Source organism: Haloglomus litoreum (assembly GCF_029338515.1).
Taxonomy (GTDB): Archaea; Halobacteriota; Halobacteria; order Halobacteriales; family Haloarculaceae; genus Haloglomus; species Haloglomus litoreum.
In genome coordinates this window covers 231,660-258,630 of the sequence record NZ_CP119988.1, presented here as the reverse complement: position 1 = coordinate 258,630, position 26,971 = coordinate 231,660, and the positions used below count along the sequence as shown (strand labels likewise).

Annotated in this window: 26 protein-coding genes and 1 tRNA gene; 11 read left to right on the top strand and 16 right to left on the bottom strand. The window is 70.9% G+C overall.

Going from position 1 to position 26,971, the window contains the following annotated elements; translation table 11 throughout:
- Nucleotides 1-14: 14 nt before the first annotated feature.
- The 6 genes from P2T62_RS01200 to P2T62_RS01175 all read left to right on the top strand — a co-directional run bounded on the left by P2T62_RS01200 (nucleotide 15) and on the right by P2T62_RS01175 (nucleotide 5,025).
- Nucleotides 15-88 (top strand) — tRNA-Tyr (locus tag P2T62_RS01200).
- Between the two features lie 82 nt (nucleotides 89-170).
- On the top strand, nucleotides 171-1,094 hold the full coding sequence (locus tag P2T62_RS01195) for a DUF7351 domain-containing protein (RefSeq protein WP_276259666.1): 924 nt from the start codon (nucleotides 171-173) through the stop codon (nucleotides 1,092-1,094).
- 278 nt (nucleotides 1,095-1,372) lie between these two features.
- The gene (locus P2T62_RS01190; RefSeq protein WP_276259665.1) at nucleotides 1,373-2,011 is read left to right on the top strand and encodes a class I SAM-dependent methyltransferase; all 639 of its coding nucleotides are present in this window, start codon (nucleotides 1,373-1,375) and stop codon (nucleotides 2,009-2,011) included.
- A complete protein-coding gene (locus tag P2T62_RS01185) occupies nucleotides 2,004-2,951 on the top strand; it encodes a CPBP family intramembrane glutamic endopeptidase (RefSeq protein WP_276259664.1) in 948 nt (315 codons plus the stop codon). Before P2T62_RS01190 ends, P2T62_RS01185 begins: the two co-directional genes overlap by 8 nt.
- Nucleotides 2,951-4,657 (top strand): serine hydrolase domain-containing protein, encoded by a 1,707-nt coding sequence (locus tag P2T62_RS01180; RefSeq protein WP_276259663.1) that lies wholly within the window; start codon nucleotides 2,951-2,953, stop codon nucleotides 4,655-4,657. Before P2T62_RS01185 ends, P2T62_RS01180 begins: the two co-directional genes overlap by 1 nt.
- Complete coding sequence (locus tag P2T62_RS01175) at nucleotides 4,654-5,025, top strand: hypothetical protein (RefSeq protein WP_276259662.1); 372 nt, start codon at nucleotides 4,654-4,656, stop codon at nucleotides 5,023-5,025. The genes P2T62_RS01180 and P2T62_RS01175 overlap by 4 nt, the downstream gene beginning before the upstream one ends.
- Nucleotides 5,026-5,135: 110 nt before the next feature.
- Here P2T62_RS01175 and P2T62_RS01170 read toward each other — a convergent pair whose 3' ends face one another.
- Nucleotides 5,136-5,927, bottom strand: a complete 792-nt coding sequence (locus tag P2T62_RS01170; protein WP_276259661.1) for an alpha/beta fold hydrolase — start codon at nucleotides 5,925-5,927, stop codon at nucleotides 5,136-5,138.
- Between the two features lie 120 nt (nucleotides 5,928-6,047).
- Between P2T62_RS01170 and P2T62_RS01165 the strand changes: the two genes are divergently transcribed.
- Complete coding sequence (locus P2T62_RS01165; RefSeq protein ID WP_276259660.1) at nucleotides 6,048-6,737, top strand: helix-turn-helix domain-containing protein; 690 nt, start codon at nucleotides 6,048-6,050, stop codon at nucleotides 6,735-6,737.
- 76 nt (nucleotides 6,738-6,813) lie between these two features.
- Nucleotides 6,814-7,722 carry a sensor histidine kinase gene (locus P2T62_RS01160; RefSeq protein WP_276259659.1) on the top strand — a complete coding sequence of 303 codons (909 nt, stop codon included), beginning with the start codon at nucleotides 6,814-6,816 and terminating at the stop codon, nucleotides 7,720-7,722.
- Nucleotides 7,723-7,813: 91 nt separating this feature from the next.
- Here the strand turns inward: P2T62_RS01160 and P2T62_RS01155 are convergent, their stop codons facing one another.
- The 3 genes from P2T62_RS01155 to P2T62_RS01145 all read right to left on the bottom strand — a co-directional run bounded on the left by P2T62_RS01155 (nucleotide 7,814) and on the right by P2T62_RS01145 (nucleotide 10,221).
- Complete coding sequence (locus P2T62_RS01155) at nucleotides 7,814-9,205, bottom strand: wax ester/triacylglycerol synthase family O-acyltransferase (RefSeq protein ID WP_276259658.1); 1,392 nt, start codon at nucleotides 9,203-9,205, stop codon at nucleotides 7,814-7,816.
- Nucleotides 9,206-9,397: 192 nt separating this feature from the next.
- Entirely contained in the window at nucleotides 9,398-9,637 is a 240-nt protein-coding gene (locus P2T62_RS01150; protein WP_276259657.1) for a hypothetical protein, read from the bottom strand.
- A gap of 98 nt (nucleotides 9,638-9,735) precedes the next feature.
- Nucleotides 9,736-10,221: a P-loop nucleotide/nucleoside kinase family protein gene (locus P2T62_RS01145; protein ID WP_276259656.1), complete on the bottom strand. Its 486-nt coding sequence runs from the start codon at nucleotides 10,219-10,221 to the stop codon at nucleotides 9,736-9,738.
- 83 nt (nucleotides 10,222-10,304) lie between these two features.
- Here P2T62_RS01145 and P2T62_RS01140 point away from each other — a divergent pair, with 83 nt between their 5' ends.
- Nucleotides 10,305-11,450, top strand: coding sequence for a succinylglutamate desuccinylase/aspartoacylase family protein (locus P2T62_RS01140; RefSeq protein ID WP_276259655.1), 1,146 nt, complete (start codon nucleotides 10,305-10,307; stop codon nucleotides 11,448-11,450).
- Nucleotides 11,451-11,488: 38 nt separating this feature from the next.
- On the opposite strand, the gene P2T62_RS01135 is transcribed toward P2T62_RS01140, so the two are convergent.
- From P2T62_RS01135 to P2T62_RS01125, 3 genes are all read right to left on the bottom strand, one after another.
- Nucleotides 11,489-12,373 (bottom strand): lipoate--protein ligase family protein, encoded by an 885-nt coding sequence (locus P2T62_RS01135; RefSeq protein WP_276259654.1) that lies wholly within the window; start codon nucleotides 12,371-12,373, stop codon nucleotides 11,489-11,491.
- 304 nt (nucleotides 12,374-12,677) lie between these two features.
- The gene (locus tag P2T62_RS01130) at nucleotides 12,678-13,331 is read right to left on the bottom strand and encodes a hypothetical protein (RefSeq protein WP_276259653.1); all 654 of its coding nucleotides are present in this window, start codon (nucleotides 13,329-13,331) and stop codon (nucleotides 12,678-12,680) included.
- 70 nt (nucleotides 13,332-13,401) lie between these two features.
- A complete protein-coding gene (locus tag P2T62_RS01125) occupies nucleotides 13,402-14,142 on the bottom strand; it encodes a type 1 glutamine amidotransferase (RefSeq protein ID WP_276259652.1) in 741 nt (246 codons plus the stop codon).
- 1,003 nt (nucleotides 14,143-15,145) lie between these two features.
- On the opposite strand from P2T62_RS01125, the gene P2T62_RS01120 reads away from it, so the two are divergent.
- Nucleotides 15,146-15,490 carry a hypothetical protein gene (locus P2T62_RS01120; RefSeq protein WP_276259651.1) on the top strand — a complete coding sequence of 115 codons (345 nt, stop codon included), beginning with the start codon at nucleotides 15,146-15,148 and terminating at the stop codon, nucleotides 15,488-15,490.
- A 6-nt stretch (nucleotides 15,491-15,496) separates the two neighbouring features.
- On the opposite strand, the gene P2T62_RS01115 is transcribed toward P2T62_RS01120, so the two are convergent.
- From P2T62_RS01115 to P2T62_RS01075, 9 genes are all read right to left on the bottom strand, one after another.
- A complete protein-coding gene (locus P2T62_RS01115; protein ID WP_276259650.1) occupies nucleotides 15,497-15,976 on the bottom strand; it encodes an RNA-binding protein in 480 nt (159 codons plus the stop codon).
- 165 nt (nucleotides 15,977-16,141) lie between these two features.
- A complete protein-coding gene (locus P2T62_RS01110) occupies nucleotides 16,142-17,395 on the bottom strand; it encodes a PGF-CTERM sorting domain-containing protein (protein WP_276259649.1) in 1,254 nt (417 codons plus the stop codon).
- Between the two features lie 281 nt (nucleotides 17,396-17,676).
- Entirely contained in the window at nucleotides 17,677-18,630 is a 954-nt protein-coding gene (locus P2T62_RS01105; RefSeq protein ID WP_276259648.1) for a PfkB family carbohydrate kinase, read from the bottom strand.
- Between the two features lie 383 nt (nucleotides 18,631-19,013).
- On the bottom strand, nucleotides 19,014-21,323 hold the full coding sequence (gene mutL / locus P2T62_RS01100; RefSeq protein WP_276259647.1) for a DNA mismatch repair endonuclease MutL: 2,310 nt from the start codon (nucleotides 21,321-21,323) through the stop codon (nucleotides 19,014-19,016).
- 81 nt (nucleotides 21,324-21,404) lie between these two features.
- Complete coding sequence (locus tag P2T62_RS01095; protein ID WP_276259646.1) at nucleotides 21,405-21,566, bottom strand: hypothetical protein; 162 nt, start codon at nucleotides 21,564-21,566, stop codon at nucleotides 21,405-21,407.
- A 152-nt stretch (nucleotides 21,567-21,718) separates the two neighbouring features.
- Nucleotides 21,719-22,135, bottom strand: a complete 417-nt coding sequence (locus P2T62_RS01090; protein ID WP_276259645.1) for a dCTP deaminase/dUTPase family protein — start codon at nucleotides 22,133-22,135, stop codon at nucleotides 21,719-21,721.
- Nucleotides 22,136-22,216: 81 nt separating this feature from the next.
- Nucleotides 22,217-23,356 (bottom strand): HNH endonuclease, encoded by a 1,140-nt coding sequence (locus tag P2T62_RS01085; protein WP_276259644.1) that lies wholly within the window; start codon nucleotides 23,354-23,356, stop codon nucleotides 22,217-22,219.
- A gap of 55 nt (nucleotides 23,357-23,411) precedes the next feature.
- A complete protein-coding gene (locus P2T62_RS01080) occupies nucleotides 23,412-23,711 on the bottom strand; it encodes a hypothetical protein (RefSeq protein ID WP_276259643.1) in 300 nt (99 codons plus the stop codon).
- Nucleotides 23,712-23,899: 188 nt separating this feature from the next.
- Entirely contained in the window at nucleotides 23,900-24,604 is a 705-nt protein-coding gene (locus tag P2T62_RS01075; protein ID WP_276259642.1) for a hypothetical protein, read from the bottom strand.
- 497 nt (nucleotides 24,605-25,101) lie between these two features.
- Here P2T62_RS01075 and trpB point away from each other — a divergent pair, with 497 nt between their 5' ends.
- Nucleotides 25,102-26,268, top strand: coding sequence for a tryptophan synthase subunit beta (gene trpB / locus P2T62_RS01070; RefSeq protein ID WP_276259641.1), 1,167 nt, complete (start codon nucleotides 25,102-25,104; stop codon nucleotides 26,266-26,268).
- The last annotated feature ends 703 nt before the right edge of the window (nucleotides 26,269-26,971 follow it).

Genomic DNA, 26,971 nt, shown 5'->3' with positions numbered 1-26,971 from the left:
CCACTTTCGCGTGCCCGCCCTTAGCTCAGACTGGTAGAGCAGTCGACTGTAGATCGACTTGTCCCCCGTTCAAATCGGGGAGGGCGGACTGCTTCCTCCGACGATTCGGGATGGCCGACAACGCCACCGTGGTTTCAATAGCGACCCGGAACTCGAACAGCCGGGGAACGATGACAGGGGACTACTCGGCCACGGACGTCTTCGGCCTGCTCTCGGATGCCACGCGCGTCGAGATCCTCCGGGCCGTCGCGGTCGCACAGTACGAACTCGAGCAGGTGGGGTCGGGGCCGGCCGAACTCGCCTTCTCGGAGATCTACGATCACGTCGAGGTGGAGAACACCTCGAAACTCTCCTACCACCTGGGTGAACTCACCGGAACCTACCTCCGCAAGGGTGAGGCAGGGTACTCCCTCTCCCACGCCGGGGAGCAGATCGTCCGGTTCATCCTGTCACGGAACTACGAGCCGCCTGAGCCGTTCGACCCGGAGCCGGTGACGGGCGTCTGTGCCCTCTGTGGCGAGGCGGCGCTCGAAGCGCGGCTCTCCCAGCAGTTCTTCCGCATCGACTGTACCGCGTGCGAACGACCGGTCGCGGGACAGCCGATCACCCCCGCGCAGGTCCGGACCCGGGACACGGAGGCGTTGCTCCGGAGCGTCAAGCGCGAGAGTGCCGAGACCTACCGGAAGCTCCGGCGCGGCCTGTGCCCGGAGTGTGGCGCCGTACTCTCGGTCGCGGTGCGCGCGCTCCCCGACAGCCCGCTCCCGGACGCCGACCCCCTCCTCGTGACGAGCACCTGCGAGACGTGCCTCCGAAAGTACAACAGCCCCCTGACCTACAGCGCCGTCTACCACCCCGCGGCGATGGCGTTCTACTGGGACCGCGGCGTCGACGTGACCGCGAAGGGGGCCTGGGAGTTCCACGAGTACCTCCGGGACGGCCGCTGGACCTCCGAGCAGGTGGCCACCGACCCCGACCAGTACGAGGTCGTGTTGCGCCACGGGGACGACGCCGTGCACCTTCACCTCGACGCGACAGCGACGGTGGAGCGGACCGAGCGCGTGCGCCGTGACGACGGACGGCCATCGCGTTCCTGACAGCAGAGTTGCAAAATCGCCGTTGAGCCGAGATCGCCGATTCCGGTTCGAACGCGCCGAGAGACGCTCGAAGGATCCAGAGCGTACGCATTCAGCTCAATCCAGATTTTGAAACGCGCTCGATAAATTATCAAATATTCGATAACTTTATCCGGTTCGGCGGGGCGATACCCACTCGCAATCGACCCATGCAATCGACCCAGCGAGACCGTTCCAGCGACCGACGGCGACGGACGAACAGCGGCGGGAGTATCGACCCCTCGAACCGACCACGGCCGATGTCGGCAGATGAGATCGCCGACGCGTACGCGGAGGTGGCCGACGGACTGGCCCGATGGCAGTGGCTCGACCGGCTGGTCGCCGGTCGCTACCGCCGGCGACAGTTCTCGAGCGCGGAGGGTCGCGTTCTGGACGTCGCGTGCGGGACCGGACAGAACTTCCGCTCCCTGCAGGATACGTCCGAGGTGGTGGGAATCGACGTCAGCGAGGCGATGCTGACCCACGCCCGCGAGGAACTCGCCCGCCGCCCGGTGTCGGGAACCGTCCGGCAGATGGACGCCCAGCGGCTGGCGTTCGAGGACGACCGGTTCGACACCGTCGTCTCCTCGTTCTCCACCTGCACGTTCCCGGATCCGGCCGCGGCACTGCGCGAGATGGAGCGGGTCTGCAGACCGGATGGACAGATCCTCCTGCTCGAACACAGCCGGAGCGACGTTGCACCGCTGGCCTGGCTGCAGGACCGCCGCGCCGACTCCCACTACGAGAAGGCCGGCTGCCGGCTGGACCACGAGCCGCTGACGACGGTCCGTGAGGCCGGACTCGTGGTCGAGAACGTCCGCCGGTGGTTCTTCGGCCTCGTCACGGCGATCGACGTGGTTCCGGGGCCGTCCGGGACTGCGGAGGTGACGGATGCGTAACCCCCTCCGCACGTGGTTCGGGAGGGTCGTCCGGGGGCGCACGGACGGTCGCGTGCGTGCCGTCTGGCGCGTCCTCGTGCCGGTCCTCGCGGGGTTCATCACGCTGCAGCTGGCGGGAGCCACGGCGTTCGCACTGGGGCTGAACACCGGACAGATGATGGTCGCGTCGTTCGTCGCGACGACGCTCGTGATGCTGCTCGCGCTCGGACTCTCGGCACGGTACCTCGACCGTCGGCCGGTACGGGCGTACGGGTTCAACCTGTCGCGTGACTGGTGGCTCGACCTCGTCGGAGGGACCGTCATCGGGTCCCTCGTCGTCGCCCTGACGTTCGTCGTCGGCCAGCAGACTGGTGGGCTGCGGGTGACCGGCAGTCTCTCCCTCGGTGGCACCTCGCCGGGCTGGCTGCTGGCGTTCCTCGTCGCCTTCGTTGGGGTCGCCCTCTACGAGGAGTTCATCTACCGGGGCGCGTTCGTCACGAACACGATCGAGGGACTCTCCGAACGGGGAGTGAACCCCCGCGTCGCGGCGGCCGGGGCACTGCTCGCCAGCACCCTGGCGTTCGCCGCCATCCACCTGCCCGGTGCGCTCGCGGCAGGCGCGAACCCCGGCCTCGTCGTCGCGAAGACGGGCCTGCTCGGTGGCCTGCTCGGCGTCGCCTACCTCCGGACCGGAGAACTGGCGCTGCCGATGGGACTGCACCTCGGTGTGAACTACTCGCTCCTGAACGTCTTCGGCATCGGCACGGAGGGACTCGCCGGGGTCCCGAGCCTGCTTGCGGTCGAGGTCACGGCGACGGGCCTCTGGAGCCCCGCCCGCGGACTCCCGCTGTTTGGCTCGATCGCCACCGGGTACGTCCTCCTCTTCGGCTGGCTCCGGTGGCGTCAGGCCGACGGGCCAGCCCGCTCGAGCGAGACATCCACCCCCACCACCTCCGACTGATGACGCCTGACTGCCCTCCATCCAGGAGACGCGGGACGGCGAGTGCCACCCGGCGCGGGTTCCTCGCGGCCATCGGTGCCGTCGGCGCCGTGGGCCTCGTCGGTGCAGGACGGCCCGCCGGGACGACAGCAGCCAGCACGGTTCACCAGGACGGCACGGCGACCCACGCGTCACCGTTCGGCGACCCGGACGCGCTCGAGGCGTTCGTCGACGACCGGGTGCGCGAGCGCCTCGGGTCGGTGACGCCGGGCGCGAGCGTCGCGGTGGTCCGTGGCGACCGGCCCGTGCTCGTGAAGGGATACGGGTCGGCGGATGTCGACACCGACGCCCCGGTCCATGCCGACCGGACGGCGTTCCGCGTCGGCTCGGTCGGGAAACTGGTGACCTGGACCGCCGTCGTGCAGGGGGTCGAGCGAGGCGTTCTCGACCTCGACGCGGACGTCACCACCTACCTCACCGACTCGGCCGTCACGGTTCCGGGCGGGTACGACGACCCGGTGACGCTCCGCCACCTCGGCACGCACACCGCCGGGTTCGAGTCCACCCTCGACCCCGACCTCGCCACCAGCCGGGACGCAATCGCCCCGCTGGAGACGGTCCTCGCACGGGCAGAGCCCACCCGGGTCCGTCCCCCGGGTGAACTGGTCGGCTACTCCAACTACGGCGCGGCACTGGCCGGCCACGTCGTCGCCGAGGTCAACGGAACCACCTTCGAGGAGTACGTCCAGGAGGCCATCTTCGAGCCGCTCGGGATGCCACACAGCACGTTCACACCACCGGGCCCGGGCGATCAGCACGGGACGCTCGGGCGGGGACACACCCGGACGGGAGGAGAGTTCGAGCCCACCGACGAGGTGTTCATCAACATGCGCCCCGCGGGGTCGATGCGGGCGACGGCCAGCGACATGGCGACGTTCATGCGCGCTCACCTCGGAGCGGGGGCCGTCGATGGGACGCAGATTCTGGCGTCGGCGACGGCCGAGGCGATGCACGCGACACAGCACGTCCGACATCCCGCGGTCACCAACTGGCGGTACGGGTTCCACGAGTACGGACACCCGGACGGTGACCTCATCGGCCACTCTGGGGCCACGCTCGACTTCACGAGCCACCTCGTCCTGAGCCCCGACCACGACATCGGGATCTTCGTGAACTACAACGCGAACGGCGACGAGCGACCCGCAGCGCTCGTCGACGAGATCGTCGCCGAGTTCGACCTCCAGCCTCCGGGCGAAACCCCGATCCCCACCACCGAACCGGGGCACCGTGGCCGTGCCGAGACGGTCGCCGGCGAGTACAGCCCCTCGTACCTGCCGGATCGCGGGGCGCTCCACGTCGCCGACGTGCTTGCGCATCTCACGGTCGAACCCGCGAACGGTGGCCGCCTCCGGACGCGGACCCTCGGCGGCGACGTGCGTCGGTGGGTCGAGACGGAGCCGTACGTCTACGAGGCGGTCGACGGCCACGACGTCCTCGCCTTCGAGGTCTCGGATGGGGAAGTCGCGGCACTGAACGTGAACAGCGAGCCGACGGGCGTCTTCGAGCCGGTCCCGGCCCATCGGCGACGGTCCGTCGTCGGCGCCATCGCCGGGGCCCCCCTCGCCGGGTTCGCCCTCTCGCTCACCGGCCGGGGAGCGAGCGCTGCACGACGGTACTGGCACCGACGGCGCGACGCAGCCGACGACGGGACGGAGGGTGCCGAATGACGGACCGATCGCACGACCGTCACTCGACCGCTCCTACCCGGGGGTCGCGCCGGCTCACCAGCCCCCGGTGGCTCGCTCGCGCGGCCGGTGCCGGACTAAGCCTCACCGCACTCGGCTTCGTCCTCTCGTTCCTGCTCGTCGTGGGCGGCGGGACGCGTACCCTCCTCACGCGGCCGCTCCCCGTGCAGATCGTCCTGGGACTCCCCTACGTCGTCGTCGCCCTCACGGCCGGGACGACGCTCGGGGCCGCCCTCGCGTGGCGGTACCGGTACTGGTCACTGACCGGGCGCCTCCACCAGACAGCTCTCGCACTGCTGGGCCTCGTGTTCTGCTGGGCGCTCGCCGTCCTCGGCTTCCTCGGACTGTAGGATTCCCTCGCTGGCCGCTCTTCTGCGAGCAGACGGACTCCGAAGCGGCGTGTATCGGCGAGCGAAAAACAGCGGGGAGCGCCACGTGGCTCGCGGACGGGCGCTGGCGTCTAGCCGTCGAGGAAGGCGTCGACCTCGGCGGTGACGCGTGCGGGGGCCTCGGCCGGACCGCTGTGGCTGATGCCGTCGAACTCGACGAAGCGGCTGTGCGGCAGCGCGTCGTGGACGGCGCGGGCGCTCTCGCGGAGGAAGTCCGGGCCGTCAGTCCCCGACATGACGAGCACGGGGGCCTCGACGTCGAGTCGGTCGGGGAGACGGTACCGCTCGACGGCCCGGTTCATCCGGACGACCTCCTCGGCGAGGTCCACACAGTCCGGCCAGACGGGCCACTCGGCCAGCCACGCGTCGAGGTCGTCGACGCCGTCCGGGTGGAGGACCTGCTCGACGTATCGCTTCACCGCCTCGCGGCGCTCGCCCTCGTCCAGCAGTGCCTGCATCCGGGCGGCGAGGTCGGCCGTCTCGCGGTACGCCGCCGGGAGGACGGCGGGCTCGTACGCGATGGCCGCGTCGACGTCCGCGACGGTCGCGGACTCGACGGCGGTGAGCGCGCCGAACGAGTGGCCGAACAGGACGGGGGCGCCGTCGACGGCCGCGGCCAGTTCACGGACGTACTCGGTCTCGCGGTCCAGCACCTCGTCGGGGCCGGTCCCGTCGATGTCGTCGAGACACGTCCCGAATCCCGGGCGCTGGGGGACGATGGCGGCGTACTCCTCGAGCTCCGGGATCACCGGCAGCCAGTACTCGCGGGGGGCCATGCCCCCGTGGAGGAGGATCAGCGGCTGGCCGTCGCCGTGTCGTTCGTAGACGATGTCGCTACCGTCGGGGGACCTGGTCGACTGCATACACTCCGGATCAGAGGGGGAGCCGGGTAGGCCGTTCTCTCAGTGGTTAGGCCATTGAAGTGGGAGCATCCCGTTCCGTCGTTCCGGTACGCCCTTTTGCTCCGGGGCAGACGGACGATCATGGGGCTGGTCGCGGAGTTCGACATCGACTGCGAGGCGCTCCCACTGACCACGGTCGCGGCGGCCGTACCCGGAGCGACCCTGGTGCTCGAGCTGCAGTTCAACCATGGACCGCGGCCGCTCTTCCTGTTGACGGCGACGGACGGGTCCCGTGGAGCCATCGAGGCCGCCCTGACCGACGCCTACGACGTCGGCGAGTGGACGCTGGTGGGCGAGGCAGGCGACACCCGTCGGTACAAGGCCGACCCCGCCCTCAGCATGGCGGAGCAGCTCGGGGACCACCTCGACGACCTCGACGACCTCGAGGCGCTCGCCACGGCCGACGCCATCATCGAGCGGATCGAGGTCACGTCCACCGGGTGGCGACAGACCGGCTGGTTCGCCGACCGGGACGCGTTCGGAGCCTTCGCATCGTTCTGGCGGGACAACGCCGGCTTCCGGCTGAACCGCCTCACCCGGGACGGCGAATCCGAACCCCCCGGCGACGGGCTGACCGACCACCAACACGAGGCGCTCCGGACGGCGTACGAGTTGGGGTACTTCGACATCCCGCGAGGGGCGTCGCTGGAGGCGGTCGCAGCCGAACTCGACATCACGGCTGCCTCGGTCTCGGAGCGGCTGCGGCGTGCACAGACCCGGCTGATCGAGGAGACCGTGGCGACGGCGTGGCCACCCCTCCCGAACCCGTAGCCGACTCCCGGACGACGGCCTCCACTCACGACGGTGGGCGACAATATTATCCGCGGAAGCGACCGGGTTATTGGGTATGGAACGGTCCCCGTACGAGCACCGCCTATCTCCCCTCCAGATCACGGGTATCTACTGCGTGTTCGGCGTCGCGTGGGTCCTCCTCTCGGACCAACTCGTGGTCGCGCTGGCCGGGGCCGAGGTAACCCGAGCGCAGCTGGCGGTCGTGAAGGGGACGGCGTTCGTCGTCGCGTCGGGGGCGCTGATCTACGGCCTATCGTGCTACAACCAGCGGAAGCTGTCGGCGGCCACCGCGGACCTCGAGGACCGCATCCAGCAGGCCCACCTCCTCCACCGCCTCCTGCGCCACAACCTCCGGAACAAGTGCAACGTCATCGCCGGGCACGCCGAGGCCCTCCAGGCCGACAAGGGTGGGTCGCTAGCGACCATCGAACAGCAGACCACGGAGCTGATCCACCTGAGCCAGCAGAGCAACCTGCTCCGCAACGTCTCGCTGGAGGAGAGCCAGCCGGTGGCGGTCGATCTCGTTCCCATCGTCGAGCAGGTCGTCGCAGAGGTCACAGACACCTATCCGACCGCGACCGTCGAGGTCGATCTCCCCGGCGAGGCATCCGTCTACGCCCACCCGAAGATCAACCAGGCCATCCGGGAACTGCTCGTCAACGCCATCAAGCACGGGGGGAACGCCGCGGAGCTGGAGGTGCGCCAGGTGGGGACGACGGACACGCTGGTCCGGGTCACCGACCGGGGCGCCGGGCTGCCGGACCTCGAGCGGACGATCCTCGAGGAGGGGTTCCGTGAGACGCAGACGACCCACTCGAAGGGGCTCGGCCTCTGGGTCGTCCGCTACCTCGTGCAGGAGTCCGACGGGAGCGCGACCGTGGAGACGGCCGACGAGACGGGCACGACCGTCCGGCTCCGGTTCCAGCCGACCTCCTCGGCGGCCATCCGGGAGTTCCTTCGGTAACGCACGCCTCGCGTTCGGGACCCGGACGGGAACGGAAGGCCGCCGATTCCACAGTGATCCGGGGGCCATCACAGCAACGGGGAGGGCCCGCCTACTCCAGCGCCGCGGCCCGCTCCTCGAGTTCGCGTTCGAGCGCGTCGGCCAGCTTCGACGGCTCGTCGATGAGGCCGGCGTCGGCGGCCACGCCGACCCGGATGCTCCCGGCGTAGCTGAAGATGGAGAGCGACAGGCCCTGGTCGTTCGCCTCGGGCGCCCAGACCAGCACGTCCGACACCTCGCTGCCGGCGAACTCGAGCGCGTTCACGGGCCCCGGGACGTTGGTGACGACGCCGGTAGCGGCGTCCTCGAACTGCTCGAGCACCCAGTCCTGGACGAACCCGGGGGCGCGGCCGACGAACTGGAACAGGAGGTACACCAGGACGCCCTCGATCATCGCGCGCTCGCGGTCCATCCGCTCGTGGACGATGTCGATGCGCTCGCCGAAGTCCGCGGTGTGGACCGGGATGGGGAGGAAGATGAGGCCGAAGTAGTTGCCCAGCGACTCCGACCGCTCGTTCATCGGCTTCAGGTTCACCGGCACGGAGCTCCGGAGCTCCAGGTCCGCGACCTCCTCGCCGCGCTCGACGAGCAGGCGACGGAACGCACCCGCCGTCGCCGCCAACATCACGTCGTTGACGGTGGCGTCGTGCTCCCGGCCGAGCGCCTTCACCGTGGCGAGGTCGATGGCGTCGGTCCAGGCCGCCCGCTTGGCCGTCTGCAGGTCCCCACGGAGCGAGGTCTCCGGCTCGTCCGGCCGGGTCAGCAGGTCGTACGCGACGGTGACCGCGCGCGCGGCGGTCCCCGCGGCACCCACCGCCGACCGGGCGCGGTCGAGGAGGCCGTCGCCATCCCCGTCGGCGCCGACAGCACCGGTGTCGGTAGCCGCCCCGGGGCCGCCGGCACCGTCACCGCCATCCGTCCCCTCGTCCGCCTCGACGACCGCCTCGATGCCGTCGAAGGGGAACTCCACGGCACTCGGGTCGTCGACGAGGCCCAGCATCACCGAGAGCAGGGCGAAGCCGTCGGCGACGGAGTGGTTGATGCGGAAGACGACGGCGTTCCCGTCGCCGACACCCTCGACGAGGTACGCCTCCCAGAGCGGACGGTCCTCGTCGAGCGGCCGGCTCATCAACCCCCCGACGAACCGCTCCAGCGCCGCCTTGTCCTGTGGCTCGGGGAGCGCGACGTGGGTGACGTGGGTCTCGGTGTCGAGGCCGGGGGAGAACTCCCACTCCGGCCGGCGGAACCGGCGGTGGCCGCCGTGGACCCGCTGGCGGAACCGGTCGAACCGCAGGAGCCGCTCGTCGAGCCGCTCGACCAGCTCCTCGTACGCGACCCGCTCCTCGAAGACGAGCATCCCCGTGATGTTGGTCAGGTTCTCGATGCGTCCCATCTGGAGCCAGGCGTTGTCCGGCCCCGAGAGCCGCTCGCGGTCGCCGCTCATCGGCCCTCCACCCCGTCGCGTATCGGGGCTCGGTCGCTCGGCGCGACGTGGCCGTCCCACCGGCGGCATGGCTGTCGCATGGGACCGAGGTCTGTGCCCAGCGGCATCAATCACCCGGCGCGTCGCCGGGCGTTCATCCGGGGCCCCGTCGCCGGGCACCGTCCGCGCCGGCACACCCGGGCGTCCGCCGGGCTACGCCAGCCGCGACCGGACCGCGGCAACCGCCTCGAACGGGTCGATGCGACCGGCCGGGTCCGTACACCAGACGCGGTCGCCGTCGACGCTGACGCAGAAGCAGTCCTCGGTGGAGGGCGAACAGGAGACCTCGACGTCGTGTCGCTGGCCGAGCCAGTCCGCGAGGACCCGGCGGGTCGTGGTGGCCTCGCCGCCGAGGCGGCGCGGGGCGGCGTACTCGATTTCGACCTGAGCCATGACCACCCCCTACCCCTGCCCGTCTGATAAAGCGTCGGGCGAGCGCGAACGTTGCCAGGGTGCCACTCGTGTCGGGGCAGAGCCAGCGGACGCCGGTCTCAGACCAGTTCGTCCACCTGCTCGCGGGTGGCCTCGCGGCCGCCGGAGTTGTCGACCACGGCGTGGGGACGCGAGAGGGGCTCGAACGCGTCGCGGTGCTCCCGGTAGACCGAGAAGTCGGCGTCGCTCGCGTCGTCCTCGCGGGCCGCGATGCGCTCGCGGACGACCGCGGGGTCGCACTCGACCATCACGAACCGGACATCGACACCGCAGTCCCCGGCGACGGTCGCGGCCCGCTCGCGGTAGTCCTCGCGCCCGAACGTCGCGTCCAGCACGGCGCCGCCGTCGCGCTCGAGGCGCTCGCGTGCACGGGCGAACAGTTCGTCGTACACCCGCCGGATCTCGGCCTCGGTGTACGAGGGGTCCTCGACGACGTCGGCCCGGACCACGTCCGACCGGAGGAGGTCGTACCCCTCCCGGTCGGCGAGGTGGCGCGAGACGGTCGTCTTGCCGACGCCCGGCAGGCCACAGACGACGTACAGCATCCACCGGACGGTCGGCCAACCCCCACTTATCGCTTTACCCACGCGACGGCAGGTACTTCCCCGCGCCGGCCGGGCAGCGACGTATGACCCAGTCCGACGGGAGCGACGAGACGCCGGGGGCGAGTGCCCTCGGAACGGACGCGAGTGACGGCGGCGACCCACACCGCCCGTTCACGGTTCCCGACACGGCCCGCCCGTTCCGGTACGACGGCGAGGTCCGCCCGGGCGAGAAGCGCCAGTTCCGCTACGAGGTGAGCGAGACCTACCTCGGTGACCCCGTCTCGGTTCCGGTCACCGTCATCAACGGCGAGGAGCCGGGGCCGCGCCTCCTGTGTACGGCGGCCATCCACGGGGACGAACTCAACGGCGTGAAGGTGTGCCAGGAACTCGCCCGGAGGTACGAGCCCGCCGACGTCGCCGGCACGCTCGTCCTGCTGCACGTCGTCAACGTCCCCGGGTTCCAGGCCCAGCAGCGCTACATCCCCATCTACGACCTGGACATGAACCGCGCGTTCCCGGGCGGCAGCGCGAACACCGCCTCGCGGATGGCCCGCGAGCTGTGGGACGCGTTCGTGGGGCGCTGTGACCTGTGTCTCGACTTCCACACCTCGACCCGCAACCGGACGACGATGTACCACACCCGCGCGGACACGACGAACCCGGCCGTCGACGGTCTCGCACGGGCGTTCGGCGCGAACGTCATCATCACCGGCGCGGGCGACGACGGCTCGCTCCGGAAGGCCGCGACCGACGCCGGCATCCCCACGGTGACCGTGGAGATGGGGAAGGCCCATCGCTTCCAGCCCGTTCTGGTGGAGAAGGCCCTCGAGGGTGTCGAGAACGTGATGCGGGCGTACGGGATGCGGGCGGGACCCGTCTCGTGGCCGGGCTGGTTCCAGACCGCCTCCAGCAGCGAGAAGGCGTGGCTCCGCGCGGACGACGGGGGACTCGTCGATATGCACTGGGGTCCCTACCCCCTCGTGCGCGCGGGCGAGGCCATCTGTACGGTGAGCGACCAGTTCGGCCGCGAGGAGCGGGTCGTCGAGGCGCCGTTCACGGGCCTGCTCGTCGGCGTGCTGGAGAACCCGGTCGCGCTCCCCGGGCACCCGCTGTGCCACCTCGCCCGGGTGGACGAGGCGACCGCCGACGAGATCGAACGCGAGATCGAACGCGGCGAGTTCGACGGCTACCGCGCCAACGGCACGGTCTGGCGGACCGGCGACGACTGACGGGGGCTCGGACCGGCCCCCGTCACCGGGCGCGCGCCTCAGTCGTCCGTCGGGTCCTCGCGGTCCCGGGTCCAGGCCTCGCTGCGGTACTTCCGGTCGGCGAGGTCGGCCGCGGCCTCGCGCTCGGCGTCGGTCCAGTCGTCGTCGACGAACCCGTCACGTTCGATGCCACACCACGCCGCGAGGCTGTCCTCGATGGTCCGGACCGCGCGGTCACGCTCGAGGTTGAGGCTGTCCATCATCCCGACGTGCTGGGAGTCGACCGGCGTGTCGCGTTCGGTGTTCGCGCTCTCGTTCAGCCCGGCCACCCGCGCCTCGAACGTCGCCTCGTCGACCGGCGGGTCGGCGAAACAGGAGAGATGCTGCCGGGCCATCACCTCGAAGCTGATGGAGCCGTGCTGGACCACGGCGTCCCGGGTCCGGTACTGGGCGTTGCCCGCGAGCTTCTTCCCGTCGACGACGATGTCGTGCGCGGGGTCGATGTCCCGGAGGTAACAGGAGGGCTCGTACAGCGCCTCCCGGGGCTCGTCGGCGAACGACGCCGGGACGCCCAGCTCCTCGAACGCCGCGAACAGCGGCTCGCAGAACAGGTCGTACGTCTCCTCCAGGTTCCCCGGGACCACGTCCGCCGGCGCGATGATGGAGTAGGCGATGTCGCCATGGGTGTCGTGGTAGATGCCACCGCCGCCCGTCGGCCGCCGGACCACGTCGATGCCCCACTGCTCGCAGAACTCCCAGTCGACGGTGTCGGGGTCCTGCCCGTATCCGAGCGAGAGACAGGACGGGAGCCACTGGTAGAGCCGGACCGTCCCGACCCCCTCCTCGGCCGCTGTGCGTGCGGCGATCTCGTCGCGGGCGAAGCTCTCTGCCCCGGCGACGACCTCCTCGCGGATGAGCCGCCAGTCGGCGTCCGTGATGCTCATGGCCCCGCGTTGTGGGGGTGCGGGGATAGCGGTTGCGACGAGCTTTTTTGCGACTCGGGTGGCCTACGGCCACCACTCGCCGTCGTGGAATCGCTCCGCGATTCCACGGGCAATCAGAACGCTCCGCGTTCTGATGACGCCAAAAAACGTTCAGAAAAAAGGCCGCTCCTCGCGCCTGCGGCGCTCACGGCGCCGTGCGCCGTTCGCACGTGGCGGCGAAGCCGCCACGCTGCTCGGAGCGGTGAAACCGCGCCTGCGGCGCGGTATGCAACGGACCTCCAGACGAGATAGCCGCGACGCAGACTCACTCCTCCCGCTCACCGTACACGAGCGTCCCGGTCCGGGTCACCGTCTCGGACTCGCCGCCCAGCAGGCCGCCGGTCGAGAACGGCACCTCCGTGGTGACCGCGGCGAGTTCGTCCCCGGCCTCGACCTCGGCGCCGACGTACGTCGAGCGGAAGGCGTAGCGTTCGGGGACATCGCCGTCGTCGGAGGCGCGGCGGACCCGCCACTCACCCGTCTCGGAGTCCCCGGTGGTCCGCAGCCGGACCTCGGGGTCGTCGGTGTCCGCGTAGCGCACGTTCGTCTCGACCCCGGCGACGCCGGACTTCGTCTCGAGTCCGAGTCCGGGCCACGCCTGGCGCAGGTCGATCCCCTCGTGGACCCAGTCGCTGTCGTCGCACCCCCGCGCCCCGGGCCGGACCTCCACGACCGTCACCAGCTGGAGGTCGCCGGTGTCGAACTCGTAGGCCAGGTTACGCACCTCGACGTCGCCGCGCGGGCACCGGGTCGACTCGGCCGTCGTCCGCCCGACGAGCGACGCCGCCTCCGGGCGGAGGTCCATGTCCTCGCGGACGTTCGCAGCCGACCCCTCCGGACCGGTGAGCGCCGAACAGCCGGCGAGTGCGGTCGCGGCAGCCGTCCCACTCGCGGCGAGCACCGAGCGTCGAGAGGGCATGGTCGCGGCTGCCGACGCGCTCGGCATAAGCCATGGGTTCGACCGGAAACAGAGGGGATGTGCGGGTGTGTCAGTCCGCGGCGACCCGCTCGGCCCGCACCCGCCGCGCGTAGTCGGTGAAGTTGTCGAACAGGCGCTTGGTCTCGCTCGCCCGGGCGTAGTTCTCGTCCGTGATGCCGTCCAGCACGCGCTGGATGCGCTCCTCGGGCAGGTCCTTCGTGAGCGTGACGGCCTCGGCCATCGCCTGGTCGTACTCGGGGTGGGCCTGCACGCCGGCGACCCGCCCGAGCCGGAACCCGTGGTTGCCGTAGTCGTTCTCCGCGATGACCTCGGCGCCCGGCGGGACCTCGGCGACGGTGTCCGAGTGCGTGGTGAACACGAGGAACGCCTCGTCGAGGCCCGCGAACAGGGGGTCGCCGTCGTCGTCCGGGCCGTCGCGGTCGGTCCGGCGCACCTCCCGGTAGCCGAGTTCGTACTCGCCCATGTCCTCCACCCGGCCGCCGAGGGCGTGCGCGAGCAACTGGTGGCCGAAGCAGATGCCCAGTGCCGGCAGCCCACGGTCGACGGCCTCGCGGATCCACTCGCTGATGGGCTCGACCCACTCCTGCTCGGAGTCCCAGTACACCGACACCGCAGAGCCCGTCACGACGAACCCGTCGAAGTCGTAGCCCCGCGGGAACTGGCCGTCGTTGACCTGGAACTCGGCGAGGTCGGCGTCCAGCTCCCGCCGGAAGTTCTGACTGGTGGCGCGCTCGCTGGTCGAGGCGTTCAGCAGCGCCAGCCGTAACCGGTCGTCCGCGTCGTTGCTCACGGTTGTCGGCGGTAGTGGGGAGCCACGCATACGCGTTTCGGCGGCACGGCGTTGCAGATTATTTATCACTTATTTGAATTATTAACCATAAATTTTCATTATAATATATTTGTATTGCGTAGAGAGTATTTATCAGGAGTTTTGACGACGATAGAGACACCTACGAAGCCCTCGGCCGCTGCACCGTCCGGGACCCGCTCGGTCGCTTCGCTCCCTCGCGCCAGCGAAGCTGGCGGCTGCGCTCCTCGCTCCGCTGCGGTGGCCGCGGCTTCGCCGCGGGCCCGGGGGACGGAGTCCCCCGACGCTTGCCGGGTCCGGGACGGGTGCACCGGCCTCGCCCTTCGAGTCCCCCAGGACCGCGGATTCGTCAGTCGGGTGGTGGGCCTCTCACCTCCCCAGCCGCCTGCAGTGCTCGCTGCGCTGCGCGCTTCGGCCACCGGCAGAGCAAGCTCTGCCGAGCCCTCGTTCGCTTCGCTCACGAGGACCTCGCGCGCTTAGAGACGGTCGACGACCGCCGCTGGTGCTCGCGGCACGAGGCCGCTCGCGGTGGCGGTCGTCGCCAGCCAGCACGCGCCAGTTCGACTGACGGGGCTGGCACGCACCAGCCGAGCAGCTGGGTCGGCCGGCCGGTTCCGAGCTTAGGAAGCGCGCCAGCGGCCACGCTGTGGAGGCCGCGAGCGCTAGCGAGCGTGCCGGAACACCTCGCCGCTGGCGCGGGGAGGTGTGGGGACACCAACACTCCGCTGGAACCACCACTCGCATCGCTCGGTACGGCAGGCCACAGGGCGGGACTGAAAGGGGCCGCCCGCCTCGACCCGACCCGGAGGAAGTAAGCACCGCAGCGAGCAACGCGAGCGAGGAGCGCAGCGACTCCCGGCCGGTCGAGCGGGCGGGGGCTTTCTACACGGTTCCGTTCTGGCTGTCACCATCACAGAGCGAGCAGCCAAGCGCATTCCATCGTCGGCACAGGACCTACGTCGCGGGCCGGAGAAGCAACGACCCGATGGCCCTCCGCTCCTGGCTCGTCGGCCTCGCGGTCGGCGCCGCCGTCACCGCGCTCGCGTACCGGTTCCTCGTCACCGACCCGTTCCTGCTGTCGACGCTCGCGGTCGCGTGGGTCGCCGCCGGGGTCGCGGTCCACGGCCAGCGCGACGCGCTCCCGCTGTTCGAGCGGGGTGGCCGCTGGGGCGGCGCGTTCGCCGGCGTGACGACCTACGTCGCCGTGACCCTCCAGAGCGCCGTCGACGCCCCGGCCGGGACGGTGTTCGTCGTCTCGCTGACCGTCATCGGGCTGGCGGCGTTCGGCGCCGGCGCCGGGAGCGCGATGACCGCGCGGGCCGCCGAGTGAGTCGCCTCAGACGGAGAACTCGAAGAGATCGTCGCCGACGTGGTGGAGCGAGTCGACCACCTTCCCGCTGTCGCCGACCATCTCGTCGCCCGGGGCGTCCGCACGGCCGACCGCCAGCACCTTCCCGTGGGTCTCCTCGGCGATGACGACGAGGTCGCCGGGGGCGATGGCGTCGTCGGCCTCGACGATACCGGGGCGCATCACGTTCGCGCCGTCGGAGACGAACGAGACGGCGCCGGCGTCGACGGTCACGATGCGGCGCTCGGGCTCGAAGCGGTTGGCCCCCTGCACGGTGAGGAACGGCTCGCCGTCGAAGAAGGCGACCGCCGGCTCCCCGTCGACGAGGACGACCCGGCGGTCGTCGTCGACGAACTCCACGTCCTCCCAGGAGTCGCCCGCGACGGTGACGCCGAGGCGGTCCGCGATGTGGTCGACGATCTCGTCGATCTCGTCACCCCGGAGGTGGTGGCGTGACTTCACGTCCATATCGGAGCGTCGGCGCGGATGCCGGATAAATGTGGCAGTCACGCACCGGCTGCCGGTCGTCGACGACGGCGGTGTCGTCACTGTTCGGCGCGAAGAAGGGAGAAGTCGAGTCGAACCGCGTGTGGTCGCGGGTAGCTGGACCCCGCGCGTGGTCGGTTGGCTGTGCTACCGCTGGCGGCGGGCGAGCAGGGCCGCGCCGACGAGCGCGACGACCGCGATGCCGACACCGAAGCCGGGCTGGCCACCGCTCTCGGTGGAGCCGCCGTCGTCGCTACCGCCGTCGGACTGCATCGAGACCTGTCGCTCGGAGAAGTGGTTGATGCCGACGACCACGTCCGAGGAGGCCTGCGCGCTGGACGACGACCGGACGAGGTACTTCGAGGTGTCGCCGTCGTTGGTGGCGGCCTTCAGCGCGGAGTACGACTCCGCCTGCGCCGCGGCCTCACCGTCGACGTAGACCTCGAGGTCCTCGGCGCTCTCCGCGCCCTCGAAGGCGGCCTCGGAGACGCTCATGATGACGACCTTGCCCTCGCTCTGGCTCCGCTCGACGGTCGCGTTGAACGTGCCGGCGGCGTTCTCGGTCACCTCGACCGTGGTGTCCTCGCTGTACCGGACGACGTCGGCGCTGCGCTCGCGGGCCTCCTCGCTGGGGGCCTCGGTCGGCGTGGCCGTCGCCGTGTCGGTCGCGGTCGGCGTGCTGTCGTCGTCGCCGGCCTCGCTGGCAGCGTCACCGGCGGCCTGGACGTAGACCTCGGCGACCGCGGTGCCGTTGGCGATCATGCGCTCCTGCTGCTTCTCGGAGTCCGAGCGCTCGCCCTCGTACTGGCGGTAGACGACACGGCCGTCCTCCTCGGCCATCGCCGTGACGTTGCCGCTGTCCGAGACGGTCACGTTCCCGTCACCGACGACGATGACCGTCGCGGTCGCGCCGTCGTCGTTCGTGATGACGGCGCGCTTCTCGGATTCCTTCTCGGCCTCGGAGTCGTCGGTCCCGTTGAAGCGGGCGACGTGGCTCTCGCCGTTGGACGTGACGACCACGATCCCGCGGTCGTTGTCGTGCGTGACGATCTCGGCACCGCTCTCGGCCTGGATGGTGGCCTGCGTGCTGGCGTCGGCGCTGAACGTGTTCGCCACGCTCAGGCCCGCGCCGGCGAAGACGGAACCGCCGAGCCCGAGCCCGCCGCTGGACTGGGACTTGGCCTCGGAGGTGGACTGGACGCTCATGCTGTCGACCACCGTCTTCCCGTTGACCGTGTAGTCGACGACGGCGTCGTCCGTCGCCTCGAACGAGACGTACGTGCCGGTCTGTACCTGCCCGGACGTCTGCTGCCCGGTGTTCGCGGCCGTGGCTGCAGCCACGGGCGTCCCGGCGGCGGAGACGACCAGCGTGACCGCGACCACGAGTGCTTTCCAGTTCATGGCACCCCGTTCGTTCCGTCGTCCGATGTATAAGCTTGCTGGCCATTATTGACAACGCGTGTCATGCAGCTATGCGGCCATTAGAGGCCCATTGAAGTGTATTCTATCTCGAAACCGGAACTGCATTACTGAATCGTATATTTGAACAGACAGTTAATCCGATGGCGGAGCGGAGGCGGACACCCGTCGGTGGCGAGGGCCGTCGGGTGGAGTCCGAGGGCCGACTGGGGAGCCGGTCCCCGGGTGGCGACCGCCGGGTGCCCGGACGGGAGCCGGGGGGTTCAGTCGTCCATCCCGGCCACGACGCGGTCGACCTCGTCGCGTCGGACGGCCGGAACACTGCCCTCGACGGTGCGCGCGAGCGCCGCGGTCGCGACGCCCGTCCGGAGCGCGACCTCCACGTCGTCGGTGACCGCCAGCTCCGCACAGAAGGCGCCCGCGAACGCGTCGGCCGCCCCGGCGTCGTCGCGCGTCTCGGCCTCGACGGCCTCGACCTCGTGGACCGTCGACCCGTGGAGCGCGGTCGCGCCACGCGCCCCGTGGACGACGACCGTCTCGAAGCCGTGGTCGGCGGCCAGCGCGTTCGCCGCCGCCGCGGGCTGGCCGTCCTCGTCGAGGACGGTCGCGGCGTCGGCCTCGCTCGTCAGGAGCACGTCGACGGCCGGGAAGAACTCCGTCAGCGTCTCCCGGGCCGCCTCGGGGCCGTCCCAGCGGTCGGGCCGGTAGGCGATGTCCAGCGCGGTGGTCGCGCCGCCGTCGCTGGCAGCCTTCAGGTACCGGGCCGTCGCGGTCGCCGCCCCCGGCGAGAGCGCCGGGGTCGCGCCCGTCGTGTACGCCACGTCGGCGCCCTCGACCCGCGCGACCGGCACGTCGTCCATCGAGACGCCCGCCATCGCCGCACCCAGCCGGTCGGTGACGGCCGCGTCCCCGCGGGGCGGGCCCGCGCGCTCCTCGAAGGTCAGCCCGACGCGGTCGGCCTCGGCACCCGCCTCGACCCACTCGACGACCACGTCGAGGTCGTACCCGCGGAGTTCGTCGGCCACGCGGTTCCCCAGCGGGGTGTCGGGCAGTCGCGACAGCCACGTCGCCTCGACGCCGACACGCCGCGCGGCCACCGCCGCGTTGCTCTCCGGGCCCGACGCACGCACCCGGAGCCGGTCGGCCGTCTCGAGCCGCTCGCCCGGAGTGGCGGACAGTCGGAGTCCGGTCTCCCCGAACGCCACGAGTTCGGTCATGCTCGCCGTGTTCGGGGGGCGTCGGGTTAAGTCGGGGTGGTTGCTGGGACCCGTCTCTGGTCGGATTCGACGGTACGGTGACTTCGACGACGACGACAGGGACGCCTACGAAGCCCTCGCGCTCTCGGGGCGCCGGGCCTCGCTGCGCTCCTCGCTCCACTCGCTTCGCTCGTTCCGCTGCGGTGCTTACGTCGTCCGGGCGCCGCCGAGAGCGCTCGCCCTTCGAGTCCGCCAGGAAATCGGTCGGCCGAGGTCGCGTCCACACCGTTCCGGCTCGGTGCGTAGCGACCTCCTAAAGCCGGGGCGAGCAGGGGCTTTCCACGGGGTTACGGAACTTTCGGTGTGGAGACTCCGCCACACGGAGAGACCGAGCCAGTCCCGTCCTACTCCCGTCGGTGCGAGTGCCCGGGGTAGTCCCGCTCGAAGCGGTCCTCGATCTCGTCGAGGTCGAACTCGACGAGGGTCGGGCGCCCGTGCGGGCAGGCGTACGGGTTCTCGCAGTCATCGAGCGCCTCCAGCAGCGAGACGACGGTCCCCTCGCGGAGCGACTCGTTGCCCTTGATGGCGGGGTAGCAGGCCATGTCGCCCAGCAGCGCGTCGACGCGCTCGGTGACCGTCGCGTCCGGGTTCCCCGCGGCGAGGTCCGCGAGCAGGTCACGGACGAGGTCGGCGTCCATCGCCTCGGCCAGGACCGCCGGCACCGCCGAGACGCGAACGGCCCGACCGTCCTCGCCGTCCGCGAGCGCGACCGACAGGCCCAGCCGCTCCAGCGCCACGCCACGCTCCCGGACGAGTTCGGCCTCCTCGCTCGTCACCGGCACGGAGACCGGTTCGGCCAGGGTCTGGGTCGTGACCGGGCCGTCGAGGAACTGCTCGCGGAGTGCCTCGTAGTTGACCCGCTCGTCGGCCGCGTGCTGGTCGACGAGGACGAGCCCGTCGTCGGTCTCGGCCGCGAGGTACGTCCCCGACAGCTGGCCGAGCACCCGCATCCGGGGCAGCCGGTCGAAGGCGAACGAGCGGTCGACGGCCTCGCCCCCGAGGGTGCGCTGCTCCCCGGCGCGGAAGCGCCGGTGGGGGTCGGCCCCGTCGGCGCTGTCGGCGCGTTCGGGGGCCGTTCCACCCGAAGCGCTCCCCTCCGGGGAGGCGGGCCGGGTGCCGGGTGCGGTCCGTGCCCCGGCAGCGGCCTCCTCGCTCCGGTCGGTGTCCGGCGTCGCGCCCCCCGTCCGGCCGTCGGGGCCGGCCGCCGGACCGGCCGTCCCCGACCCTGTCGCGTCCCCGGCGTCGCCCGATGTCGTCCCGCCGTCGGACTCGTCGACGTCGGGCGCGGCGGTCGGCGCGATGCCGTCGCTGTCCGCGACGCGCCACCGACCCGGGTCCGTGTCGGTCCGGGCCTCGCGCTCGGCGGCGTCCGGACCGGGTTCCTCGACCCCTGGCTCGGGCGTCGTGTCCGCCTCGGCGGCCTGCCAGCGGCCGTCGTCGACGCGCCGGGGCTCGTCACCCGTCCCGGCCAGCGAGTCCGACTCCTTCACCGCGCGCTCGGGCGAGATCTCGGTCTGCTCGGGCTGGGAACGGCCTCGCGGGGCCGAGGACCGGACCAGGCCCGCCTCCAGCAGCGCCGAGCGCACGGCCCGCTTGACCTGCCGGCGGACACCCTCCTCGTCGGCGAACCGGACCTCGCGCTTGCGCGGGTGGACGTTCACGTCCACCTCGCCGGCCGGCAGCGAGAGGAACAGCGCGGCGAACGGGTAGCGGTCGCCCGCCAGCTGCCCGCCGTACGCCTCGACGATGGCCTCACGCACCGCACGGGCGGTGACCCACCGGCCGTTGACGTAGACGTTGAGGTACTCCCGACCGGAGCGGGTCGTCTCGGGGTCGCTGACGAGGCCACAGACCCCGTCGAGCGGGCCGTCCGGGTCGGCATCGGCCGGGGTATCGTCGGGGCGGGCGGCCACGCGTGCGGCCTCGACCGACGGGTCCGCGCCCCCGCCGCCGACGAGCACCGTGCCCTCGGCGACCTCGCGGCCGTACACCGCCAGCATCGCGCTCCGGAGGTCCCCCTGCCCGGGCGTCGCGAACGTCTCGCGGCCGTCGTGGGTCAGCGAGACCGCCACGCCCGGGTTCGCCAGCGCGTAGCCCGCGACGACGCGGTTGACGTGGGCGAACTCGGTGGCATCGCGCTTGAGGTACTTCCGGCGCGCGGGCACGTTGTAGAACAGGTCCTCGACCTCGACGGTCGTGCCCTCCGGGCAGCCCACGCGCTCGACGCTCGTGACCTCGCCGCCCTCGACGACGAGTTCGGTGCCCGTCTCGGCCGCGTCGTCGGGGAGGTCGTCGCGGTCGCCCCGCGGTCGCGTCCGCACGGTCAGGCGCGAGACGGCGCCGATGGCGTGGAGCGCCTCGCCCCGGAAGCCGAGCGTTCCCACCCCGGATTCGAGGTCCGAGACGTCCTGGATCTTCGAGGTGGTGTGCTCGCGCACGGCGCGCTCGACCGCCTCGCGGGTCATCCCGATGCCGTCGTCCGAGACCCGGATGCCCTCGCTACCGCCCGCCTCCACCGCGACCTCGACGCGGGTCGCGTCGGCGTCGATGGCGTTCTCGACCAGCTCCTTGACCGCGCTGGCGGGGCGCTCGACGACCTCGCCGGCCGCGATGCGGTCCACCGTCGCCGCGTCGAGTTCGTGGATCTCGGGCACTGTTGGCGGTGACTGGAGGGCCGGGCAAGTGGTCGTTACGGTCGGCGCGACACCGGACGACGTCGCCCGTCGGACCCGGCGTCAGGCCGCACAGTCGTACGTCGCGAGCGTGACCGCGTCGCCCGCGCGACGGCGAAACGTACAGACGGCGAGGACGGCGACGCCACGAGCGACGGGACCCGGCCCGGAGCCAGCGACCAGCGCGGCCAGCGTCGGTCGGCGGGCCGAGTCGTGGCGTGGCATGACCGGGACTCGTCGCCGTGGGGACGACCCCGTTAGGAGATCATAGGCGTGTGATTCGCACCCAAGGGCATAATACGACGAGCACTGCACGAGAGCCCAGATATGGCGAGTACAACTGCCCGCATCTACAACATCCGCCATCGAGCGGCGGCCTATGCGTCGTCCACCAGCGTCGACACCCGCGCGTTCTCCTTCAGGTGGAGGCCCGCCTCGGGAACGGAGAGCGGCACCCGCGGTAGCTCGGAGACGTGCAGCGTCGGGTGGCTGGCGCCCCGCTCGACCAGTTCGTCGCGGGGCTGGAGGACGACCGGCTCGTCGGTGTCCAGCGACTCGTTGTACGTGACGAGGTACGTGCCGGGCGAGAGCGTCCACCAGCCGTAGTCGTCGTCGGGCTCGTTCTTCACCGTGTCCAGCGCCGTCGTCTCGGCGGCTTCGAGTTCGCCGCCGCCGAAGTCGATGGCACCGGGCGCGGTGACCGCGTGGATGCTGTCGACCGTCAGGTCGAACCCCGTGCCCTCGGCCTGGGTTGCCTCGTGGACGATGCCGCTGAGATGGTCGGCGAGTGGCATGGGCGGCCGTTCGGCGGCCGCGGCGAAAAGCGTCGGGGCGGCCCCTGGTCCGCGGGACGTCGCGCCCTGGACGGCCGACGGTCAGCCCCTGTCGAAGCCGGGGGCATCCGCGTCGTCGGCATCAGCGGCGGCGGCATCGGCGGCGCGACCATCGCTGTCGGCACCGTAGAACGGCGGTGCCGACCGCTCGCTCGACCCGCTCGGGGCGTCATCACGGCTGTCGCGCCCGCTGCCGTCGGTGGCGGCCCGGTCGGACACCGAGGGGAAGGAACCCGCGAGCGCGCCACCGGCGAGCAGGTAGCCCGCGAAGAGCACGGTGACGACCCCGATGACGACTCCCTGCCCGGCGGCCGTCCGGAGCGCGGCCTCCACGGGCGCGAGCGGGGGGACGAACCCGGCCCAGACGTGCTCGTTGAACACCCCCGTCACGTCGACCGCGAAGGTCCCGCCCACCAGCGCCACCGCGGCGGCGTAGGCCGCCCGGGCCCGGGAGTCACCGCGCCACCCGTACTGGCGGGCGACCGGTCCCGTCAGGAGGTAGAGCGCGAGGAGCGCCCACTCGGTGAGGAACACGGTGTACATGGTCCTGACGCCGGTGACCGCCGAGTAGACGGGGATGGCGGCGAGGGCGGCCGGCACGACCAGTGCCCGGAGGCCGAGCGTCCCACCGGTCAACTCGCCGAAGCCGTCGGAGCGCGCGGCCGCGACGGCGGCGACCACGAGGGCGACGACGCTCATCGCCGGGGCCGCCGCCGCTCCGACCGCCATCGCCGCGACACCCCCGACCACGATGAGGGCGACCGTAGCGACCGGCATCGACAGCAGGACGGCGACGAGGTACGCGATGAACTCGCCCCCGGACCCGGACGCCGACCCCGTGGTGCCGGTGGTACCAGTGGTGCCGGTGGTGCCGGTCGTCCCCGTCCCCGTGTCCATCGACAGGGTGATGTCGTGGTCGTGGACGGCGTTGTGGCACGGCTCGCAGAGCGTGACGAGGTTCTCGAGCGCGTTCGACCCGCCCGCCGAGCGCGGGGTGCGGTGGTGGGCGTGGAGCCGCCGACCCTCACCGGGGGCATGCGGGCCGCTCCGGTGGTCGCACCGCTGGCAGGTGTAGTCGTCGCGCCGGTAGACCCGCTGGCGCCGGGCGTCCCAGTCCGGCGGGAGGTCGCCGGCGTAGTTCCCCTGGTGGTCGTAGCGCGGGTCGATACCGTCGGCGCTCATACAGGACCCAGAGCCACCGAGAGTATAGGTGTCGGGGCCAGTACGGTCACCGAAATCAGGCGTCGCCCCGCGCGGCCGCGAGATGCTCGCGGGCCTCCTCGCGGGTCATCCCGCGCACGCCACAGGAACAGCCCAGCAGTTCGGGTTCGCCGCGTTCGTCGACCTGCTCGTCCTCGACCACGACCAGCCCCTCGTCGGGGTCGTAGTCGTAGCCGACCCGGTAGCTCACCTGCACGACGCCGGAGAGGTGGTGGTCGGCGTCGGGGTCGGGCTCGGCGATGGCCCGCTCGTGTTCGTCCTGCATCGACGCCTTCCACTCCTCCAGGGTGGCCTCCGGATCGCGCTCGTCGCTCATACCCGGTCCTGCGGGGGCGGGGACAGAAAGGTCACGGCTGGCAGCGATGAACGGGAGGCGGCGTGGCGGCCGCCCGGCTCAGCAGCTGGGCACGCGGATGGTGCGGCCGCTGTGGGGTGTGGAAGCGACGCCGGGCGAGGCGCCCGGCGGTCGAGGAAGGGGAAGGGTGGGAGCGTGTGTCGGAGCGCTTACGCGCTGACGTCCTCGGAGACGTCGTCGACCTGGCTCTGGATGTCGTCGGAGACCTCGTCGACCTGCTGCTGGAGGTCGTCCGCGGCGTCCTCGAGCTGCTGGGTCGCGTCCTCGATGGACTCGCTCAGCTGGCCGGCGCCGTCCTCGAAGTTCTCGGAGAGGCCGTCGAGCTGCTCGGCGACCTGCTCCTCGAACTCGTCGCCGCGGCTCTCGAGCTCGTCCTGGAGCTCCTCGATCTGGTCCTGGAGCTCCTCCAGGGCGTCGACCGTCTGGCCCTCGAGGTCCTCGCTGGACTCGAGCAGGGAGTCGACCTGCTCGTCCAGGTTCTCGAGGAAGTCGGCGAGGAACTCGTCGACGGAGTCGGCGCCGTCGCGGAGGTTCTCCTCCAGCTGGTCGGCGGCCTCCTCGCGGTTCTCGGCGATGGTGTCGAGCTGCTCGTCGATGCTCTCGCGGAGGTCACCGAAGACGTCCTGGTCGCTCGGGAGGGCCGCCTCGACGGCGTCGAGGTAGGCCTCCACGCCCGAGCGGACGAGGTCGGCGCCGCTCTCGGAGACCTCGCGCGTCGGCTCGATGGAGTCGACGAGGGCCTCGTTGATGTCACGCTGGATGTTGACGCCCGTGTGGACGGCGTCCTGCGTGGTCTGGATCGCACTGCGCTGTACGTCGAACGCGATGCCGAACGGAGAGTTGCTGTCTGCCATTGTACTCCCTCCTACGTCGCGAGTACATATAAAGATTGGGTTCTGAAACCATTCGTTACCAGAGAGAACCAAACAGTGTCAGAGCGATGCGGCGGCGAGCGGGCGGGCGCCGGCTACCACGCCATGGCGGTGGGGGCCGGCGGGGTCGAAGGCCAGCGGGGTCGGCTACGGCAGCGCCGGGGCCCACGACGACGAATCCGCACTCACCCCGGACTTGCGTCTCCCACCCGGTATCGCTGTTGCCCGAATTGACCGGGGTGTTTATCCAGCGCCGGGCGACGGTGGAATCAGCGCGTGACGGTGTCACACGCCGGAACAGCGGGGCCGACGCGTGTGGGGGCTGGCTCTCGCCCGGAGCCCACGCAGCCACCCCGCGCTCCCCTCGCACGCGCGGGAGCGCACACGGAAGCGCCCGCACGGTCGACTTCGTCCATGTCCGAGCCGTCGGCGTTCCACTCACACAGTAGCTTTTAGCCCACGGCGCTCGCGCGCTCGATATGGCAGACCAAGGCACGTTCGAGGGGTACGGCGGTCGACACGTCCCGGAGCCGCTGGAGGAGCCGCTCGCGGAACTCGCGGGCGCGTTCGACCAGCTGAAAGACGACGAGGAGTTCCAGCAGGAGTTCGAGTACCTGCTGGAGCACTTCGGTGGCCGCCCGACGCCCGTCTTCCACGCCGAGACGCTCAGCGAGCGCTACGACGCGAACATCTACTTCAAGCACGAGGACCTGCTCCACGGCGGCGCCCACAAGCTCAACAACACGCTCGGGCAGGCCCTGCTCGCGAAACGCGCGGGCAAGGAGCGCCTCATCGCCGAGACCGGCGCCGGCCAGCACGGCACCGCGACGGCGATGGTCGGTGCCCTGCTGGACCTGGACACGACGGTCTACATGGGCCGCCACGACATGCAGCGCCAGGAGATGAACGTCTTCCGGATGCGCCTGATGGGCGCCGAGGTCGAACCCGTCGACCGCGGCAACGAGGGCCTCGCCGAGGCCGTCGACGCCGCGATGGAGGACCTGATCGAGAACACCGAGGAGACCCACTACCTCGTCGGCTCCGCCGTCGGCCCGGACCCGTTCCCCCGGATGGTCCGGCACTTCCAGTCCGTCATCGGCCGCGAGGCCCGCGAGCAGGTCCAGGAACTGCACGGCGACCTGCCCGACGCCTGCGTCGCCTGCGTCGGCGGCGGCTCCAACGCCATCGGCCTGTTCCACGCCTTCAAGGACGACGACGTGGCCTTCTACGGCGCCGAGCCGGCCGGGAAGGGCCTCGACTCGGGCCACCACTCCGCCCCGCTCTCGGTCACCGAGCGCGAGGAACCCCAGATCTTCCAGGGGATGAAGACCCACGTCATCGACGACGAGACGGAGAACCACTCGGTATCCGCCGGGCTGGACTACCCCGCCGTCGGTCCGGAACACGCCGCACTGCGTGAACTCGGGCGCGCCGAGTACCACGGCATCACCGACGACGAGGCGCTGGCCGCCTTCCGCGAACTCAGCGAGGCCGAGGGCATCATCCCCGCCCTGGAGCCGTCCCACGCCATCGCGCTGGCCTGCAAACTGGCCGAGGAGGACCGTCACGACACGCTCCTGGTCAACCTCTGTGGCCGCGGCGACAAGGACATGCAGACGGCCGCCGAGAAGTTCGACCTGAGCTAGACGAGGATTCTGGCTCTCGTTACGACGGGACCGACAGCCACAACGACCAGACTCTGTTGAAAGTCCCGCCCGACGTGGTTTGGGACGGCTCGCGGCAACCCTGCCCTTCCCCAGGTCACGCGGGCTTGCGCGTCCGCGCTGCGCCACTCGCTCCCGGCCGGTGAGCGGTTGGTCCACTGGCAGGTTCCGAGATTAGGAAGCGCGCCAGCGGCCCCCGTAGAGGCCGCGAGCGCTAGCGAGCGTGCCGGAACACCTCGCCGCTGGCGCGGGGAGGTGTGGGGACGCTAGCGCTCCGACGGAACCACCACGCACGAATGCTCGGCCAACCCCGCAACGGGGCGGGACTGAAAGGGGCCGCGCGCTGAGCGGTCTGGTTCGAGAGAGCGAAGCTCTCTCGTCATCCCGGAAATCGTAGATTTCCGGAGACCCCGGCGATGTAAGCACCGCAGGGAGCGAGCAACGCGAGCGACCGAGGAGCACAACGAGCCGCGGGGCCCTCAGCGCGCGGCCCCTTTCGGGGGGTGCCTGCCGGAGCAGTCGCCACGAGACAGTTCACAACGGTACCAGAAACGCCACTATAACCTTTGAAACAATGAAATTACAAACTTATTCTAGATTTACAGACCCAATCATCGTCAAAAATAACAAATAACACACCGAGCACAAATAACACACCGTTCTGTTATCCGAATCCCTTGCTATC

Coding starts and splice junctions, on each gene's coding strand:
- P2T62_RS01085 (WP_276259644.1), bottom strand. CDS start 23,356: ATGAGCGCCGACGGTATCGACCCGCGCTACGACCACCAGGGGAACTAC.
- P2T62_RS01190 (WP_276259665.1), top strand. CDS start 1,373: ATGTCGGCAGATGAGATCGCCGACGCGTACGCGGAGGTGGCCGACGGA.
- P2T62_RS01155 (WP_276259658.1), bottom strand. CDS start 9,205: ATGAGCGGCGACCGCGAGCGGCTCTCGGGGCCGGACAACGCCTGGCTC.
- P2T62_RS01115 (WP_276259650.1), bottom strand. CDS start 15,976: ATGGACGTGAAGTCACGCCACCACCTCCGGGGTGACGAGATCGACGAG.
- P2T62_RS01185 (WP_276259664.1), top strand. CDS start 2,004: ATGCGTAACCCCCTCCGCACGTGGTTCGGGAGGGTCGTCCGGGGGCGC.
- P2T62_RS01120 (WP_276259651.1), top strand. CDS start 15,146: ATGGCCCTCCGCTCCTGGCTCGTCGGCCTCGCGGTCGGCGCCGCCGTC.
- P2T62_RS01145 (WP_276259656.1), bottom strand. CDS start 10,221: ATGCTGTACGTCGTCTGTGGCCTGCCGGGCGTCGGCAAGACGACCGTC.
- P2T62_RS01175 (WP_276259662.1), top strand. CDS start 4,654: ATGACGGACCGATCGCACGACCGTCACTCGACCGCTCCTACCCGGGGG.
- P2T62_RS01130 (WP_276259653.1), bottom strand. CDS start 13,331: ATGCCCTCTCGACGCTCGGTGCTCGCCGCGAGTGGGACGGCTGCCGCG.
- P2T62_RS01080 (WP_276259643.1), bottom strand. CDS start 23,711: ATGAGCGACGAGCGCGATCCGGAGGCCACCCTGGAGGAGTGGAAGGCG.
- P2T62_RS01095 (WP_276259646.1), bottom strand. CDS start 21,566: ATGCCACGCCACGACTCGGCCCGCCGACCGACGCTGGCCGCGCTGGTC.
- P2T62_RS01110 (WP_276259649.1), bottom strand. CDS start 17,395: ATGAACTGGAAAGCACTCGTGGTCGCGGTCACGCTGGTCGTCTCCGCC.
- P2T62_RS01165 (WP_276259660.1), top strand. CDS start 6,048: ATGGGGCTGGTCGCGGAGTTCGACATCGACTGCGAGGCGCTCCCACTG.
- P2T62_RS01075 (WP_276259642.1), bottom strand. CDS start 24,604: ATGGCAGACAGCAACTCTCCGTTCGGCATCGCGTTCGACGTACAGCGC.
- P2T62_RS01105 (WP_276259648.1), bottom strand. CDS start 18,630: ATGACCGAACTCGTGGCGTTCGGGGAGACCGGACTCCGACTGTCCGCC.
- P2T62_RS01170 (WP_276259661.1), bottom strand. CDS start 5,927: ATGCAGTCGACCAGGTCCCCCGACGGTAGCGACATCGTCTACGAACGA.
- trpB (WP_276259641.1), top strand. CDS start 25,102: ATGGCAGACCAAGGCACGTTCGAGGGGTACGGCGGTCGACACGTCCCG.
- P2T62_RS01090 (WP_276259645.1), bottom strand. CDS start 22,135: ATGCCACTCGCCGACCATCTCAGCGGCATCGTCCACGAGGCAACCCAG.
- P2T62_RS01180 (WP_276259663.1), top strand. CDS start 2,951: ATGACGCCTGACTGCCCTCCATCCAGGAGACGCGGGACGGCGAGTGCC.
- P2T62_RS01140 (WP_276259655.1), top strand. CDS start 10,305: ATGACCCAGTCCGACGGGAGCGACGAGACGCCGGGGGCGAGTGCCCTC.
- P2T62_RS01135 (WP_276259654.1), bottom strand. CDS start 12,373: ATGAGCATCACGGACGCCGACTGGCGGCTCATCCGCGAGGAGGTCGTC.
- P2T62_RS01150 (WP_276259657.1), bottom strand. CDS start 9,637: ATGGCTCAGGTCGAAATCGAGTACGCCGCCCCGCGCCGCCTCGGCGGC.
- P2T62_RS01160 (WP_276259659.1), top strand. CDS start 6,814: ATGGAACGGTCCCCGTACGAGCACCGCCTATCTCCCCTCCAGATCACG.
- P2T62_RS01195 (WP_276259666.1), top strand. CDS start 171: ATGACAGGGGACTACTCGGCCACGGACGTCTTCGGCCTGCTCTCGGAT.